Here is a 17082-nt window from a genome sequence, read left to right as displayed (position 1 = left end):
TGGGGGCTGCTTGATGCGACCGAATATTCTAATTATTGATGATGACGAAAAGATTATTTCTATGCTGCGTAGAGGTTTAGCTTTTGAAGGTTACGATGTGAAAACAGCGGTGAATGGAGCGGATGGATTACGGGCAATCTTGAGCAGTGATCCGGATGTGGTAATTTTGGATGTAATGATGCCTCAGGTGGATGGCTTTGAAGTATGTCGCCGCTTGCGGGAAGGGGGCAGTAATGTTCCTGTTCTCATGCTTACCGCGAAGGATGAAATTGAGCACCGTGTAAAAGGGCTTGATCTGGGTGCGGACGATTATCTGGTTAAACCTTTCGCGCTGGAAGAACTGCTTGCACGTGTACGTGCGCTGCTTCGGCGTAAGAGTGAGCAAAACGAAGGTGGAGAGCAAGCGGTTTCTTATGAAGATATTACGCTGGATGTGGATTCACGTGAGGTTACCCGCGCCGGTAAAAGACTGGAGCTAACAGCAAAGGAATTTGAGCTGCTTCATCTTTTTATGCAAAATCCGAAACGTGTGCTTTCACGGGATCTGATCATGGATAAAATATGGGGTTATGATTATAGCGGTGAATCTAATGTGCTTGAGGTATACATAGCTATGCTACGTCAAAAGACGGAGGAGCATGGCGGTAAACGCCTCATTCAAACGATCCGGGGTGCCGGTTACATTCTAAGAGGTGACAACTAACATGTCTATAAGATTGCGGCTGACTGCTTGGTATTCAGGGATTTTGGCCGTTATGCTGCTGGCCTTATCAGCCGCAATTTACGGTTTTGTTTATTTTAATACTTATGGGGACTTGAAGGATCGTATACAAAAACAGGGTGAGCAGCTTGTAACCAACCTCAATCCTAACTGGGCGTATGACGGTTCATTGCAAAGTGTGAGCATAAACCCCTTCTTCGGCAACAAACTGGAAGAAGCTAATATTCTGGTGCAAACCTATATCTATAATAATGAGAACCTGCAAAAGTCAGAGAACTTGCATTATCTAGATATCCAATTCGATGTTCCGAAACTGGAAGATATTGATAAAGCTCACGGGTTCAAACAGACTACGCTTGGCGGATATCATTTGATGGTTTATCAGATACCGATATATGACTTGAATAAGAGTCCTGTGGCCCTTCTGCAGGTGGCAACACCGTCAAATTCGGAAGACAAGCTCTTGGAGCGTTTAAAAAATATACTACTCGTAGGTTCTTTTGCTACCCTGATCGCGGCATTTACCTTCGGTTTGTTCCTTGCGCGCAAATCCATGAGTCCAATCGGCAAAGTAATTGAAGCTGCGAATGGGATTCAGACGGGGAATGATTTAAGCTCGCGGATTGAATACGATGGGCCGCCAGACGAGATAGGAAGACTTATTGAGACCGTTAACAGTATGCTTGGGCGTATGGAAGGGTTCTACACAGAGCTGGAGGATTCGTATGCGGCTCAGCGCCGTTTCGTTTCAGATGCTTCACATGAGCTTCGGACACCGCTCACTACGATCCGCGGAAATATTGATCTGCTGCAAAAGGTTTGGGAGATGGAACCCGGAGAAGGGAAGATGAGTGAAGCAGAGATTCGCCAGCTATCGCTTGAATCGGTGCAGGATATCGCAGACGAGTCTAAGCGTATGAGCCGCTTGGTAGCGGATATGCTCTCGCTCGCGCGTGCGGATACTGGACGTACTTTTGATATAGAGCCCGTTGCACTGGAACCGATGATGAATGAGATTGCGCGCCGCGCCTCTTTCCTGCCCCGTCAAGCCGAGTGGGTTACAGGTGATATGTCAGTCTTAAATGGCAAATATATAGTTGGGAATAAAGATTATCTACAGCAAATGCTCTTTATTTTTATTGATAATGCTTTTAAGTACACGCCTTCAGGCATCGTGAGTTTGGATACCCTCTTCTATCAGAATCAGATTGGCATTCGGATCACAGATACAGGGATTGGTATGGATAAAGATGAGGTTCCATATATCTTTGACCGTTTCTATCGTGCAGATGAATCGCGTGGAATTACGGAAGGGATTGGGCTTGGCTTATCCATTGCTAAGTGGATTATTGACGAGCATGGTGGGTCTGTGGAGGTTGTTACACGCCAAGGTGAGGGTACCACTTTTGTCATCTGGTTGCCGCTTCTCTTTGCTCCGCCGCTGGAATAGGGTATAATTTAGAAGTGTCCTATTACAGAGGTCAATGAAAGCAGAAAGCTGGTGAACTCATGGAAGTCATTAAAATCTCTCCCCGGGGATATTGTTACGGAGTTGTCGATGCAATGGTTATGGCACGGCAGGCTGCGCAAAATCTCGATCTTCCCCGGCCGATTTATATACTGGGTATGATTGTTCATAACAGTCATGTCACGAATTCGTTCGAAGATGATGGCATTATTACTTTGGACGGACATAATCGTCTGGATATTCTGGATAAAGTGGATAGTGGGACCGTCATATTTACTGCACACGGGGTTTCTCCTGAGGTACGCAAGATGGCTAGAGACAAGGGTCTAACTACGGTCGACGCTACCTGTCCTGATGTCACGAAGACCCATGATCTTATTCAGGAAAAAGTAGATGACGGTTATGAGGTCATTTATATCGGCAAAAAAGGCCATCCGGAACCGGAGGGTGCTGTGGGTATTGCCCCTGAGCATGTGCATCTGATTGAAAAAGAAGATGAGATTGCTACGTTATCCATCTCTTCTTCACGTATTGTCATTACGAATCAGACTACTATGAGCCAGTGGGATATTAAACACATCATGAAAAAGCTTCTAGAGACCTTCCCAGGTGCTGAAGTGCATAATGAGATATGTATGGCTACCCAAGTACGTCAAGAGGCTGTGGCGGAACAAGCGGGGCAATGTGATCTGGTGATTGTTGTCGGTGATCCGCGAAGCAACAACTCCAATCGTCTGGCACAGGTGTCGGAAGAAATCGCTGGGGTTCCTGCCCATCGTATTTCTGATGTGTCTGAACTCCAAACAGAATGGCTAGAGGGTGTAAATATCGTCGGGGTCACTTCTGGCGCGTCCACACCTACACCTATCACCAAAGAAGTGATTAACTACTTAGATCAGTATGATTCGGCTAATCCGGAGACGTGGGAGATCAAACGTACAGTGAATATGGCGAAGCTGCTGCCACCGGTTAAGAATAAGAGTGCAAGTACTACTTAATGTATTGGGCTAGGCTCGAACTTATATATTATGAACGCTGCAACAAGAGCGCTTAACTTCGTCAGTCGAGGTTAAGTGCTCTTTTTTATCGAAAGAACGCTTCCGGCATAGGAATTAGAATATAGATTGACTATAATCGTTTTTTGAGGTAAAATTGCTTTAGTGATTAAAAGCATAAAAGCTTAAAAGCGAACACGCGTCGTAGCGCGATAGTATTTAGCGGAATTATTATAAATTTTAAATGTAGAGAGGGAGTTATAAATATGATCGTCATTACATCAAATCAAACACCGGAAGAGCAGGTTAAAGATATAATTGCCGTAATCGAAAAAGAAGGTTTGCAGGTGCATCTCTCCAGAGGAGCAGATCACACGGTGATAGGTTTAGTGGGAGTCGTCACTCCTAAGCTCGCCGAGCATTTGCGGCAAATGAAGGGTGTAGAGAACGTCGTGAAGATCTCCAAATCCTACAAGCTGGCCAGCAGGGATTTCCATCCTGAGGATACGATTATTGATATCAAGGGTGTGAAGATTGGTGGAGAAAACCTGGTGATCATGGGCGGACCTTGCGCCGTTGAGTCTCCAGAGCAGATTGATGAGATCGCCCGGCTTGTTAAAGCGTCTGGTGCTCAGGTACTTCGTGGAGGCGCATTTAAGCCCCGTACAGGACCGTACAGCTTCCAAGGCGTAGGTGTGGAAGGTTTGACTATGATGGCTGAAGCAGGAAAGCGTCATGGGCTGTTGACCATTACAGAGGTTATGACACCAGAGTATGTTGATATCTGTGCGGAACATGCGGATATTCTGCAGGTGGGTACACGGAATATGCAAAACTTTGATTTGCTGCGCAAGCTGGGGACCTGTGGCAGACCTGTTCTTCTAAAACGTGGCTTCAGTGCGACCTACGATGAGTTGCTCAATGCAGCGGAGTACATTTTGGCAGGCGGTAATAAGGATGTAATGCTCTGTGAGCGCGGGATTCGCACATTTGAGACCTACACTCGTAATACGCTGGATCTATCGGCTATTCCAGTTCTACAGAGCTTAAGCCATCTTCCAGTAATCTCTGACCCAAGTCACGGAACCGGTCGTCGTGAGTTAGTTGAGCCTATGGCCAAAGCTTCTGTTGCTGCTGGCGCAAATGGTCTAATTATTGAAATGCACACAGATCCGGACAATTCCATGACAGGTGATGGTGTTCAATCGTTATTCCCTGATCAGTTTGATAACCTGCTTAAGGATCTGGAAAAGCTGGCTCCAATTGTTGGACGTAAGTTTTCAACTTCGCCAGAAACGGTTTCGGTCCTATAAAATTTAACCTAATAGCTTCCTCGGAAGCCCTCTTAACCCGCGACCTAGTGGGAAAAGAGGGTTTTTTTGGAGTTGGATAAAATAAATGTGACATGGAAATATGCGAAAATAACAGATTTCACGAAAGCGTTAGAATATCTTACATTGCTGAAAGAAATACCTGACATAAGCATTGACGATGTTAGGTATGAGATTTATAATTACGACAGCAAAAAAAATTAAAACAAGAACATTTGCATACTGTGAGCGGCCTAATGTTCGGAACTTGGGGGAGGAAAAATTCATGTCGGTTGAAAAAGTGTTGCAAACAATTAAAGAGAACAATATCGAGTGGGTAGATTTTCGATTCGTAGATTTAGGTGGTCGTGCCCACCACATCTCTCTGCCAGCTTCTGAAGTGGAAGATGAAACTTTTGTAAATGGGGTAGCATTCGACGGTTCTTCCATCAAAGGTTTCCGTGGTATTGAAGAATCAGACATGGTTATGATGCCTGATCCGAATAGTGTATTCATAGATCCGTTTACAGCTCATCCAACGCTGAACGTGATGTGCGACATTTTCACTCCTGATGGCGAACGTTATGAGCGCGATCCTCGCGGTATTGCTGTGAAAGCAGAAGAATTCCTGCAAAAAAGCGGAGTAGGTACATCTGCATTCTTCGCGCCTGAATCAGAATTCTTTATCTTTGACGATGTTCGTTACGAAAGTGGCATGAACAGATCCTCATTCTTCGTAGATTCTGAAGAAGCGGCTTGGAATACGGGTCGTAAAGAAGAGGGCGGCAACTTGGCATTTAAAGTTGGCGTTAAAGGTGGATATGTTCCTGTAGCACCAGTTGACTCCCAACAGGATATCCGCAGTGAAATGTGCCGTCTGCTCGCTGAAGTTGGACTACGCATTGAACGTCATCACCATGAAGTAGCCACTGCAGGTCAAGCGGAAATTAACTTCCGTTTTGATACCTTGAAGAAAACTGCTGATAATCTCATGACTTATAAATATATTGTACAAAACACTGCGCGTCAGTATGGCAAGGTAGCAACCTTCATGCCAAAACCGCTGTTCGGTGATAACGGTAGCGGAATGCACGTGCATCAATCCATCTTTGACGGAGACACTCCTTTGTTCTACGAAAAAGGCGCTTATGCTAACCTGAGCGAAATGGCTCTTCATTATATCGGTGGTATTTTGTACCATGCACCAGCATTGATCGCTTTGACTAACCCAAGCACCAACTCCTTTAAACGTCTGGTTCCTGGCTACGAAGCACCGGTTAACTTGGTTTACTCCAAAGGAAATCGTTCTGCAGCAGTTCGTATCCCGGTAGCAGCTGTGACACCAAAAGGCTGTCGTATCGAATTCCGCACACCGGATTCCACAGCTAACCCTTACTTGGCATTCTCCGCAATGCTGATGGCAGGCCTGGACGGAATCAAGAACAAGATTAACCCGCAAGAACTGGGTTATGGTCCTCTGGATAAGAACATCTATGAATTGTCTGATGCAGATAAAGAAAAAATCCGCAGCGTTCCAGGCAGCCTGAGCGAAGCGCTTGATTCTTTGGAAGCTGATTACGAGTTCCTAACAGAAGGCGACGTATTTACTAAGGACTTCATCGATAACTATATTGCTCTGAAACGTTCTGAAGCACAAGAGGTTGCCATTCGTGTTCATCCACATGAATATGCCCTGTACTTCGATCTATAAGATTCCTGCTATTATAATCTTTATAATAAAAGAAGCTGTCTCAAAAGTAGTGAATTCTACTTGGGGCAGCTTCTTTTTTATGAATCAGGAAAAGTAATGGATTTTACTGTGCCCTATGACTATATGCTAAGAAAGACTACACTAGCCCCCGTTCAGGAGCGCCGCAGGACTCTCTAATGATAAGCTCTGGCTCCACGCTGAAAGAACTCGTGCCGGATTGGTTGTTTATTAGATCATATAGCATTAGCGCTGCTAGGCGGCCGATCTTATCTTTATTTTGGCGGATGGTAGTCAATAGGGGTGTTGTATAATTGCAGGCCTCGATATCATCACAGCCAATAATTGCGACAGTTTCAGGAACGGCGATAGAAGCCTCTTTAAGGGCACGCATCGCCCCTATAGCAAGCTGATCGGACGCCGCGAAGATCGCTCTAGGTAAATTTCCATTCTCAATCATTCTACGCATCGTCTCATACCCGCTGGCCTCAAAGAAGTTACTTCCGTTTAAGAACCAATTCTCGTTAATAGGCAGTCCTAAATCTTCAAGAGCTTTGCGATAACCACTTTCGCGCATATTGGAGATGTCTGAATCTGAGGAGCTGCCGATGTAGCCAAGCTCTCGATAGCCCAGTAAGTAAAAGTGTTCCACCACTTTGGAGGACATTTTGAAATTATCCGACATGATAAAACCAGAGTTGTCACCGGTCAGCTTTAAATCTACGCCGATACACGGAATTGCACTGTTGTCTAATTCGCTGATGGAGGTTTCTAGCTCCTGTCCGGATAGAAGCACACACCCATCTACATTAAAATGCTGGCAACGGGCAAGATAATCGTTAGTATCGCCACTTTGGAATTTTTCATTGGAAAAAAAGATAAGGTCGTAACCTAGTAGTCCCATTTGTTTTTTAAATGAATTTAGCACCTCGATGAAAAAAGGGTGGGTAAAGTCGACATTCAGCATTCCGGCAAAAATCACTCCGATTAGATTGGATGATTTCGTAGCCAATGTTTTAGCTGAATTGGAGGGGGTATATCCAGTTTCTTTTATAATTTGTTGAACCCTTGTCTTGGTATCTTCCGAAATATCACTGTAGTTATTAATGATTTTGGATACTGTCGAAACAGAAACTCCAGCAATTTTCGCTATATCTTTGATGCTGTAGGCCAAATTAAGTCCCCCTTATAGTGAAAAATGTTCCGTAATATATGTTTAAAATCTACTCAAGGCTATTTTTTATGACTTGAATTTATGATTTACGAAATAGTTTCGTTACTTATTTTATAGTTCAATAAGATTATAGTCAATGGAATGTTTACTCTTAAACTAGGATTATGCTTGGTTTTAAAGGTTTTTTTGAATATTTGGTTCAAAAAACGTTCAAAAACGAACAAAGAAAAAAGACTTTACAAAGACAAATAACGATGTAATAATAAAAACACCGAAACCGCTTTCTGTGATATCGTCCTTACTGTTTCGTGATTTTCAGAAATTAACATGTGGTTTCGTTAAAAGGGTCATAACAAATTATCTGGGGGGTAACAAAATGGTAAAGAAGCTTTCTGCGGTATTGTTGAGCTCAGCGCTAGTGCTCTCATTAGCAGCATGTGGAAACAGCAATAACAACGCGAATGGTGAGGCTACTCCGGGCAGCGGAACAAACAAGCCTGCATCTGGTGATAAGAAAGTGATTAAGATCTTACACTGGAAACAAGAGAATATTAACAAGGTCATTACAGAAATTAATAAAAAGTTTGAAGAAAAATATCCGGAATACAAAGTGGAGTACACAACCACGGGTCCGGATGATGAATTCAAACAAGCACAAAGAGCAAGAATTACAGCTGGTGACGTAGATGTTCTTGCCGATCTATCCGGTATGAGATTGTCCCCGAAAGATTGGACACCAGGTGCGAAAGTGCCAGACTGGCAACAATGGATTGATTCCGGACTGATTGCTGATCTGAGCAACGAAGCTTTCGTTAAAAACTACAATGCGAATGATATTGCTAAAGCCGGCACTTATAAAGATAAAGTGTATGCAATCCCAACCGGTAAAGTAGCAATGTCAGGATTCTTCTATAATAAAGAAATTTTTGAACAAAACGGCCTGACTGTACCTACAACTTGGACAGAGTTCATTAGTGTTCTAGATACATTGAAAGCTAAGAGTATTGTTCCAATCGTAGTGGCTGGTAAAGACGTATGGCCATTGAAACTGCCAGTGTTCGGTTTGCAAGCTAAGATTCTAGGTGGCGGCAACCAACAACAATGGATTGAGGGCGTTTGGAAGGGAACTTCGGCATTTAACGATGCTGAGGCTGTAGAAGTATTGGAGAAAATGAAGACGCTTCAAGATAACTACATCATCGACGGTTTCTTGGGTATCGACTATGCAACAGCACCTTCGTTTTTCGCAACAGGAAAAGCAGCTATGATTGCTGACGGAACTTGGGATGCTCCTACGATCGCGGCAGCAAATCCAGATGTGAAATTTGGTTACTTCCCAATCCCAGCTACAGAAGATGCTGCTAAGAATAATTCTCTTGTCGGTAAATACGATGTAACTTGGTATGCAGCAGAAAAAGGCCCGAACAAAGAAGGTGCTTTGAAATGGCTGGAATTCTTCTCTGAACCAGAAAACTACACAGAATATGTTAAAGCAGCAGGATTCTTGCCTACACAAGACAATATTGCCACTGAAAGTGATTTTATTGACAAAGAACTTGCTCCATACATGACTGGAGATTTCGAACTTGCTTATGAAATTATGATGATTAACCGTGACAACGTTGGTGAGCACATTGCAGCTGAAGGCGTTCACACTGAGTATTTGGCACCAGGCGGCGAGTTTAAAACCGCTAAAGAGCTTGCAGACGTACAACAAAAAGAATGGGAAGCAGCAGCACCTAAATAAGTAGCTATCCCAATAAATAAAAAAGAATCTACAACATACTGTACACCAAACATGTTTTACAGCTTCGGGGTCTGTTTTGTGCAGGCCCCGATCATTTTATTGAATTAGGATTGGGTAGGTGAGAGAAATGTATCCGTTCGGGAAAGGTTTTAAACGATATATACCGCTTCTGCTGCTAATGATTCCATTATCATTGTATGTAATTTTCTATTTTGGCCCATCTATGATGACGGTCATCTATTCATTTACAGATATCACTAACGTTCCTGGAAGCAAGATGAGTTTCGTAGGCCTTGACAATTATTATGATGTATTTTACTCAGGAAATTCAGGCGAGCGTTGGGATTCCATTATACGTACTATTTATTTCATGGTCATTGTAACCATTGTACAGAACGGTGTCGGTCTGCTTATGGCCGTAGTTATCAATCAGAAGCTGAAAGGCGATTATTTCTATCGCGCGGTATTCTTTTTACCGGTTGTGCTTGGTGTGGCGGTAGTTGCACTGGTATGGGGCATGATGTTCGATCCGCTGAGTGGTCCGGTTAACCAACTGTATGATTCTTTGTTCGGTTATAAAGATATGTTCTTTGGAAGCTTCACTCATGCGTTCGGTTATATTATATTTACGCAAATTTGGATGTATATGGGATATTCGATGTTGATTTTCCTTGCGGGACTACAATCCGTACCGAAAGATTTGTATGAGGCTGGATATATAGACGGAACTACGAAGTGGCAATCTTTTAAAAATATCACATTCCCACTTATCGCTCCATCCTTTACGATTAACATTATTTTGTCTATTATCGGTGCGATGTCCACCTTTGATATTATTCTCGCAACTACGGACGGTCGCTTTAACACAAGAACGATGGCATATGACGTTTATAAAGAGACGTTCCGTGGTTCTCTACAGATGGGACTTCCTTCCGCGCTTTCCGTGGTTCAGTTCCTTATGATTCTGGTGTTTGTAGTATTTGCAGTGAAACAAATGCGTAAGAGAGAGGTGGAATATTAATGAAGGATTCCAAAACCGCCAAAACTCTCTCTTATATTCTGATTGCAGTGTTGCTTGTTTTGTATATCATGCCGTTGTTATTTGTAATCAATATTTCATTCAAGTCCTTTACAGAATATCTGTTAGATCCTATCGGTCTCGTAAAAAGTATTCAATGGGATAATTATAAAGAAGCTTGGCTACAGGGTAATTTCTCTAATTATTTCTTAAACAGTCTGCTGTATACAGCCGTAGCAACAGTGCTGACCCTAATTGTTTCGTTATTCGGGGCCTTCCCTGTGGCGAGAAATTATGTGAAGTGGAGCGGATTTATTTATTTGTTCTTCTTGATGTCTCAGTTCCTGCCGAATCCAATGGTCGCACAGTTCAAGCTGATGCTTACCATGAAACAGGAGCTAGGATTTGTAGGTTATGACACGAAGCTGGGTTACATTCTCCTTAAAACAGGCGGAACGGGTATCGTGTTCATGATGTTTGTAGGTTACATCAAAGGAATTAGCCGGGAGATGGATGAAGCAGCAGGTATGGATGGCGCTGGATATATGCGTTATTTGTTCCAGATCATCATGCCACTTATGAAACCAGTAATTGCTACAGGTGTTATTCTAACAGCAATTAGTATCTGGAATGACTTCGTGGGGCCGGTCATGTATTTACCGAGTCCAGAAAACTATCCAATCACCTTCGGGCTTAAAGAATTCCGCGGTCAATACGGAAACAACTGGCCTATGTTGGCGTGCGGGATCATGATCGTATCTGCACCGCTTATCATCCTATACACCTTCATTCAAAAGTATATCGTTGACGGTGCATTGGCAGGTGCGGTTAAAGCTTAAGTAGTTGTGTAAATGAGAGGATGGAGAGAATGGATCGTAATAAAATTCATGGCTTCGAATTCACCGGAAATGATGGGGAATTCAGGCTTCAGCAACCGGATCGCAGCAGTTTTCTATATTTCCCTCTAGTGAATGAAGGGGGAATGATGTCGACAGTAACTCCAAAACTTCATGGTCAGGTTACCACAGGTCATAATACATTTTTAACACCGCCATTATCTGTTGAAGATTTGCATAATTCGCGGGCTTCCCGCAACTTCTGGGTATACGTAGACGGCAAGGGAGCTTGGTCGGCAGTGGGGAACTCCGCTAAGCAAAATGCCGATTTTTATACATCCTCTACTGATGAAGCAGTACTAGAGGCTGGTTTCTTGTGGCAACGCGTAACGCGTTGTAACGCAGAGATGGGTGTTAAAGCTGAAATCACCAGCTTTGTACCAAGTGGTAATGATAAAGTCGAATTAATGAAGGTTACGTTGACCAATACAGCAGCAGAGGCTATTACGCTGACACCGACAGCGGTAGTTCCGATTTACGCGCGTTCGGCGGATGATCTGCGCGATCATAGACATGTAACCTCTTTGCTTAACCGGATTTATACTTCACCCTATGGTGTTGAGGTTCAGCCTGCGCTCTCCTTTGATGAGCGGGGACACCGCATCAATCACACTTCTTATGGAGTATTTGGTGCAGAGGGTGACGGCAGTCAACCTGCGGGGTTCTTTCCGGTGCAGGAGGAGTTCATTGGAGAAGGTGGAAGCCTGGATTGGCCGGAAGCTGTTATCCTGAACAACACGCCGGAGATTGGCAAGGGTGGAGGCGTACAAAGAGAGGGATATGAGGCTATCGGGGGTCTTCGTTACGAGACGCTTACTCTGTCTCCTGGTGACAGCCATTCTTATATAGTAGTTATGGCGATCCATAATGAGAGAATTGACGTGGATGCTTTGATGAACAAATATGGTACATCTGAAGCTTTTGATCATTTGCTTGAGGAGACTAAAGCCTTCTGGGCAGATAAAGTGAATATGGTAGAATTTCATACCGGTGATTCAGATGCTGACCAATGGATGAAATGGGTTACGATTCAACCCGTGCTGAGAAGACTTTATGGTAACTCCTTCTTGCCTTATCATGATTATGGAAGAGGCGGACGTGGCTGGCGGGATCTTTGGCAGGATTGTCTAGCACTCCTTATTATGGAACCGGCTGAAGTACGGAGCTTACTGCTGAACAACTACGCTGGGGTAAGAATAGATGGTAGTAATGCCACTATTATCGGTCAACAGCCTGGTGAATTTATTGCCGACCGTAACAACATCCCGCGGGTGTGGATGGATCATGGGGCTTGGCCGTTCTTAACTACTATGTTATATCTGGATCAGAGTGGTGATCTTGATTTCTTATTGCAGGAACAGACGTATTTCCGCGATACCTTTATGAGTCGCTGTAAGGAACGTGATACTTCATGGGATACCTCGCTAGGAAGTGATCTCAGAACAACTTCTGGTGAGGTTTATAAAGGTACGATTCTGGAACATATCCTGCTGCAAAATCTGGTTCCGTTCTTTAATGTTGGAGAGCACAATAATATCCTGCTGGAGGGTGCAGACTGGAATGATGGTCTTGATATGGGCGCAGACCGGGGTGAGAGTGTAGCTTTCACAGCATTCTACGCAAGTAACTTATTGGATATTTCTCGTGTGCTGCGTACGCTAAAGACTTCTAAAGGGCAAGAGACAGTTGAATTGGCAGAAGAAATGAAACTATTGCTAGATTCGCTTGGTGAGCAAGTGGATTATGAATCTGTATCAGGCAAGCATGAAAGACTTAATCAATATTATGCTGCCGCTCCGAACAAAGTTAGCGGTATTCGTGCAGCACTCGACATAGAGACAGTAGCGGACGATCTGGAACAAAAAGCAGAGTGGATCTTTAATCACTTGCGCCGCAATGAGTGGGTGGAAAGTGAACAAGGTGGAGGCTGGTTTAACGGTTATTATAATAATGATGGAGAACAAGTGGAAGGGGAATTCGCAGAAGGCGTTCGGATGACGCTTACAGGTCAAGTATTCCCGCTGATGGGTCATGCAGCTGCGCCAGAGCAAATTCCGCATATCATTGCCGCCGTGGATCGTAATCTACTGGATGACAAAATTGGGTACAGACTTAATTCCCGTTTCGGAGGCATCCAGCAGAATCTGGGTCGCGCCTTTGGCTTTGCCTTTGGACATAAAGAGAACGGTGCTATGTTCAGTCACATGACCATCATGTATGGCAATGCGTTGTATAAACGCGGATATGTGAAAGAAGGACATAAAGTATTAGAATCTCTGTATAGCTTAAGTACTGACTTTGCAAAAGCCCGCATATACCCAGGAATTCCTGAGTATATTAACGAGCAAGGCAGAGGGATGTATACGTATTTAACAGGATCAGCGAGCTGGCTGCTGTTAACTATGGTTACTGAAGTATTTGGTGTAAAAGGTAAGCTAGGCGATCTTTTGTTGGAACCGAAGCTTGTTAAAGAGCAGTTTGATTCTGAGGGAAAGGCCTCTATTAAGACAATCTTCGCGGATCGCGAGTTTGAAGTGGTCTATAAAGCCACAGGAAGCTTAAACTACGGGGAGTATCAAATACACTCTGTTACCCTAAATGGCAGCGAGGTGACGCTGCAGCGCGGCTCAGAAAGTGCGATTATTCCGCGTGAAGAGTTGCTCTCTCTGCAGACAGAGAAATGCCACTTGATTGAAGTGACATTGGCGTAGCTTTATACGATATTTTAAGACGTCTGCACCGTTATTCATAGCGGCTGCAGACGTTTTTTTCAATAATGAATATTTATTCATTGTAACAATGAACGAAAGGGCGCGTTAGGTATGGGCTGCAGACTGTCAAATGGCATATTAACTGTCGATATCGCTGATATCGGAGAGTATAAGGGCACACGTTTTGACTGGACAGGATTTATTACACAGGTGACATTAGAAGAGGGGAAACATACGTTTTGTGTGCCGGAAAGCTTGAAGCCAGGCGAAGGAACTGGAGGCAAGGGGCTTTGTAATGAGTTTGGCATTTCCCGGGCAATTGGATATGATGAAGCACCAATCGGAGGCTGGTTTCCAAAAATCGGAGTCGGATTATTACAAAAAGGAACTTCCCCATTATACAGTTTCAATGAGGAGTTCCCCTTAACCTCTTTTAGTAAGGATATCGAAGCAGGGAATGATGCGGTCACATATACGATCCACCCAATGGAAAGCAACGGATATGCTGTGCAGCTAACCAAAACGATTTCTTTACAGGGGGATCAATTAATAATTGCATATGAACTGCATAACAAAGGGCAAAAGCCTTTCCATACGGAGGAATATATTCACAACTTCATCGGAATCGACGGGTTGAATATTGGGCAGGATTTCGAACTGCGTCTTCCGAGGGAACTCAAGGTAGTAGAACCAGAATCCTCCTATACGAAAGAATTGCTAGAGGTATCCGGGAATACCCTTACTTGGTCAAAGGAACCGGATAAACCCTTTTATTGCAAGTTGAGCGGTTGGGAAGGTCAGGAAAATGAGTTCACCTGGGAGTTGGTTCATAAGCCTAGTGGAACAGGCGTGCGAGAGAGTGGGGACTTTCCAGTAGAACGTATGGCCCTGTGGGGAGAAGGTCATGTAGTCTCTCCTGAAGTATTTGTGAACATTAGTCTTTTACCGCGTCAAAGCAAGAGCTGGCGCCGATCTTACCGGTTTTTCACTGCGAAATGAGTACCGTCTTAACCTTTTATGTGAATAATTATACTTGCTGGTGCGGGAGAATATTGCTATCATAACCATATCCATATTGATAGGAGAGAAAGGGTGGGGAGCAGTTTTGAATAAGAGAGCATACAATTTTAATGCCGGACCGGCAGCATTGCCGCTTACGGTACTGGAACGCGCACAAGCGGAGTTTGTTGATTTCCGGGAAAGTGGAATGTCTATCATGGAGATGTCGCACCGTGGTGCAATTTACGAATCCGTGCATAATGAAGCGCAGGAACGTCTGCTTTCGCTCCTCGGCAATCCGAAGGGCTATAAGGTATTGTTCGTACAAGGCGGAGCAAGCACACAGTTTGCAATGATCCCTATGAACTTGATTTCCGAAGGCCAAGTAGGTAGCTATGTAATGACAGGTAGCTGGGCAGATAAAGCTTATAAAGAAGCCAAATTGGTAGGAGGCGCTCATGTTGCTGCTTCTTCCGAAGATAAGAAATTCTTGGCTATACCTGAATTAAGTTCGATCAAAGCTGCGGAGAATGCTGCTTACCTTCATGTTACTTCCAACGAGACCATTGAAGGAACGCAATATGCAGAATTTCCGGATGCAGGCTCGATTCCGTTAATCGCGGATATGTCTAGTGATATACTTTGCCGTCCAATCGATGTGAACCAATTCGGAATGATCTATGCCGGAGCACAAAAGAACCTTGGACCTTCAGGCGTGACTGTAGTTATCGCGAAAGAAGAATTGCTTGCAGAATCACCTTCTAACATTCCTACTATCATGCGTTACAGCACTCATTATAAGAATAACTCTCTTTACAATACACCTCCATCTTTCTCTGTATATATGGTGAACGAAGTATTAAAATGGATTGAGGAGCAAGGCGGCTTAGCTGGCATCCATTCCAAGAACCTTGAAAAATCGGGTCTGTTATATGATCACATCGATGGAAGTGACGGTTTCTACCGTGGTGTTGCAGAACAAGGCAGCCGCTCTATTATGAACGTTACTTTCCGGATGCAATCAGAAGAACTCGAAAAGCAGTTTGTCAAAGCTGCTGAACTGGAAGGTTTTGTCGGCTTAAAGGGTCACCGCAGTGTTGGGGGCTTGCGTGCTTCCATCTATAATGCAGTTCCTTACGAAAGTGTAAAAGCACTATCCGATTTCATGAACCATTTCCGGCAAACTCAAGGTTAATGAATTCTATCTATAACCTTCCGCCTTCTTGGTGGAAGGTTTTCAGTTTGTTTGGAGAAGCTATGGTTAGGCACTAGAGTAAAACATCTGGCTATTAAGCCTTTAGAGAGGAAGGAACCATATAATGGCACTCCATATCGTATTAGTCGAGCCGGAAATTCCGGCCAATACTGGCAACATTGCGCGTACTTGCGCCGCTACCGGCACTCATCTTCACTTGGTTCGTCCACTCGGATTCCGTACAGACGATGCTACATTAAAAAGAGCAGGATTAGACTATTGGCATGCTGTTACTATTGAATATCACGACTCCTTTGCTGAGGTTTTGGAGAAATATAGCGAGGGGCGTTTCTTTTACGCAACGACGAAAGCAGAGAAAAGATACAGCGACTTTAAGTTCCAAGATGGCGATTTTTTTGTTTTTGGCAAGGAAACGAAGGGGCTTTCTGCAGAGATTCTAGAAGCAGGTAAAGAAACAAAAATGCGCATGCCAATGAGTGATGCTGTGAGATCTCTGAATTTATCCAATTCGGCAGCAATTATTGTGTACGAGGCGCTTCGACAATTGGATTTCCCTAATCTTATTTAAAAAAAGACAAATTTTTTATTTTTTTCAGCAGGATTCGACAATTAGGTAACGAAATATATTGAAAGAGCCGAAATAAGTAGTAGCTACTAAATAATTTTTCTTGAACAGGAGAGGTGTACGTTAGTTATGAAACCTGCTGGTGTAGTTCGCAAAGTGGATCAGTTGGGTAGAATTGTTCTGCCTAAGTCCCTGCGTAAAAGGTATCAGATGAATGAAGGCGACCCGGTTGAAATTTTGGTACAGGGTGACCATATCATCTTGGAGCGTTACCGTCCAAAATGTGTTTTCTGTGGATCGATGGATGGTGTAAGCGAATATAAAGATCGTTATATTTGTTCTGCATGCCTTTCGGAAATGACTCAATTGCCAAGACATGCCTAAGAAGTACATATTTTGAATTTTGACAGCCAAGAGCTTATAAAAAAACTGTCCTCTTCGTAGAACTCTTCTACTTGGGGGGCAGTTTTTTTATGTATACAAAAAATGCCCCCGCACCAAGTGGCTGCAGGGACATATCGGCTTTATAGGCCTTTTGTTTTGTCGTCGTTGTA

14 protein-coding genes are annotated in these 17082 nt (G+C 43.8%); 13 read left to right on the top strand and 1 reads right to left on the bottom strand.

Annotated elements, in window-relative coordinates; translation table 11 throughout:
• Window positions 1–13 precede the first annotated feature (13 nt).
• The 5 genes from MKY14_RS18680 (at window position 14) to glnA (ending at window position 6205) form a co-directional block, all read left to right on the top strand.
• A complete protein-coding gene (locus tag MKY14_RS18680; RefSeq protein WP_076126423.1) occupies window positions 14–703 on the top strand; it encodes a response regulator transcription factor in 690 nt (229 codons plus the stop codon).
• Window position 704: 1 nt separating this feature from the next.
• Complete coding sequence (locus MKY14_RS18675) at window positions 705–2171, top strand: sensor histidine kinase (RefSeq protein WP_076126425.1); 1467 nt, start codon at window positions 705–707, stop codon at window positions 2169–2171.
• 59 nt (window positions 2172–2230) lie between these two features.
• Window positions 2231–3187, top strand: a complete 957-nt coding sequence (locus MKY14_RS18670) for a 4-hydroxy-3-methylbut-2-enyl diphosphate reductase (protein ID WP_076126427.1) — start codon at window positions 2231–2233, stop codon at window positions 3185–3187.
• A gap of 263 nt (window positions 3188–3450) precedes the next feature.
• Window positions 3451–4497, top strand: coding sequence for a 3-deoxy-7-phosphoheptulonate synthase (gene aroF, locus MKY14_RS18665; RefSeq protein ID WP_076281065.1), 1047 nt, complete (start codon window positions 3451–3453; stop codon window positions 4495–4497).
• Between the two features lie 283 nt (window positions 4498–4780).
• A complete protein-coding gene (gene glnA, locus MKY14_RS18660) occupies window positions 4781–6205 on the top strand; it encodes a type I glutamate--ammonia ligase (protein ID WP_036684454.1) in 1425 nt (474 codons plus the stop codon).
• A 136-nt stretch (window positions 6206–6341) separates the two neighbouring features.
• On the opposite strand, the gene MKY14_RS18655 is transcribed toward glnA, so the two are convergent.
• Complete coding sequence (locus tag MKY14_RS18655; RefSeq protein ID WP_076101584.1) at window positions 6342–7376, bottom strand: LacI family DNA-binding transcriptional regulator; 1035 nt, start codon at window positions 7374–7376, stop codon at window positions 6342–6344.
• Between the two features lie 376 nt (window positions 7377–7752).
• Between MKY14_RS18655 and MKY14_RS18650 the strand changes: the two genes are divergently transcribed.
• From MKY14_RS18650 to MKY14_RS18615, 8 genes are all read left to right on the top strand, one after another.
• Window positions 7753–9123, top strand: coding sequence for an ABC transporter substrate-binding protein (locus MKY14_RS18650; protein WP_076126433.1), 1371 nt, complete (start codon window positions 7753–7755; stop codon window positions 9121–9123).
• A gap of 127 nt (window positions 9124–9250) precedes the next feature.
• The gene (locus tag MKY14_RS18645; protein WP_076126435.1) at window positions 9251–10144 is read left to right on the top strand and encodes a carbohydrate ABC transporter permease; all 894 of its coding nucleotides are present in this window, start codon (window positions 9251–9253) and stop codon (window positions 10142–10144) included.
• On the top strand, window positions 10144–10980 hold the full coding sequence (locus MKY14_RS18640; RefSeq protein WP_036684447.1) for a carbohydrate ABC transporter permease: 837 nt from the start codon (window positions 10144–10146) through the stop codon (window positions 10978–10980). The genes MKY14_RS18645 and MKY14_RS18640 overlap by 1 nt, the downstream gene beginning before the upstream one ends.
• 29 nt (window positions 10981–11009) lie before the next feature.
• Complete coding sequence (locus MKY14_RS18635; RefSeq protein WP_340393767.1) at window positions 11010–13748, top strand: GH36-type glycosyl hydrolase domain-containing protein; 2739 nt, start codon at window positions 11010–11012, stop codon at window positions 13746–13748.
• A gap of 111 nt (window positions 13749–13859) precedes the next feature.
• Window positions 13860–14747 carry a hypothetical protein gene (locus MKY14_RS18630; RefSeq protein ID WP_340393768.1) on the top strand — a complete coding sequence of 296 codons (888 nt, stop codon included), beginning with the start codon at window positions 13860–13862 and terminating at the stop codon, window positions 14745–14747.
• Window positions 14748–14853: 106 nt separating this feature from the next.
• Window positions 14854–15942: a 3-phosphoserine/phosphohydroxythreonine transaminase gene (serC, locus tag MKY14_RS18625; protein WP_036684441.1), complete on the top strand. Its 1089-nt coding sequence runs from the start codon at window positions 14854–14856 to the stop codon at window positions 15940–15942.
• Window positions 15943–16066: 124 nt separating this feature from the next.
• The gene (gene trmL, locus MKY14_RS18620) at window positions 16067–16531 is read left to right on the top strand and encodes a tRNA (uridine(34)/cytosine(34)/5-carboxymethylaminomethyluridine(34)-2'-O)-methyltransferase TrmL (RefSeq protein WP_076218323.1); all 465 of its coding nucleotides are present in this window, start codon (window positions 16067–16069) and stop codon (window positions 16529–16531) included.
• Between the two features lie 126 nt (window positions 16532–16657).
• Window positions 16658–16912 (top strand): AbrB/MazE/SpoVT family DNA-binding domain-containing protein, encoded by a 255-nt coding sequence (locus tag MKY14_RS18615; protein ID WP_036684437.1) that lies wholly within the window; start codon window positions 16658–16660, stop codon window positions 16910–16912.
• Window positions 16913–17082 lie beyond the last annotated feature (170 nt).

Source organism: Paenibacillus sp. FSL R5-0887, assembly GCF_038002305.1.
Taxonomy (GTDB): Bacteria; Bacillota; Bacilli; order Paenibacillales; family Paenibacillaceae; genus Paenibacillus_AQ; species Paenibacillus_AQ odorifer.
This window is presented reverse-complemented; position numbering and strand designations above follow the sequence as displayed.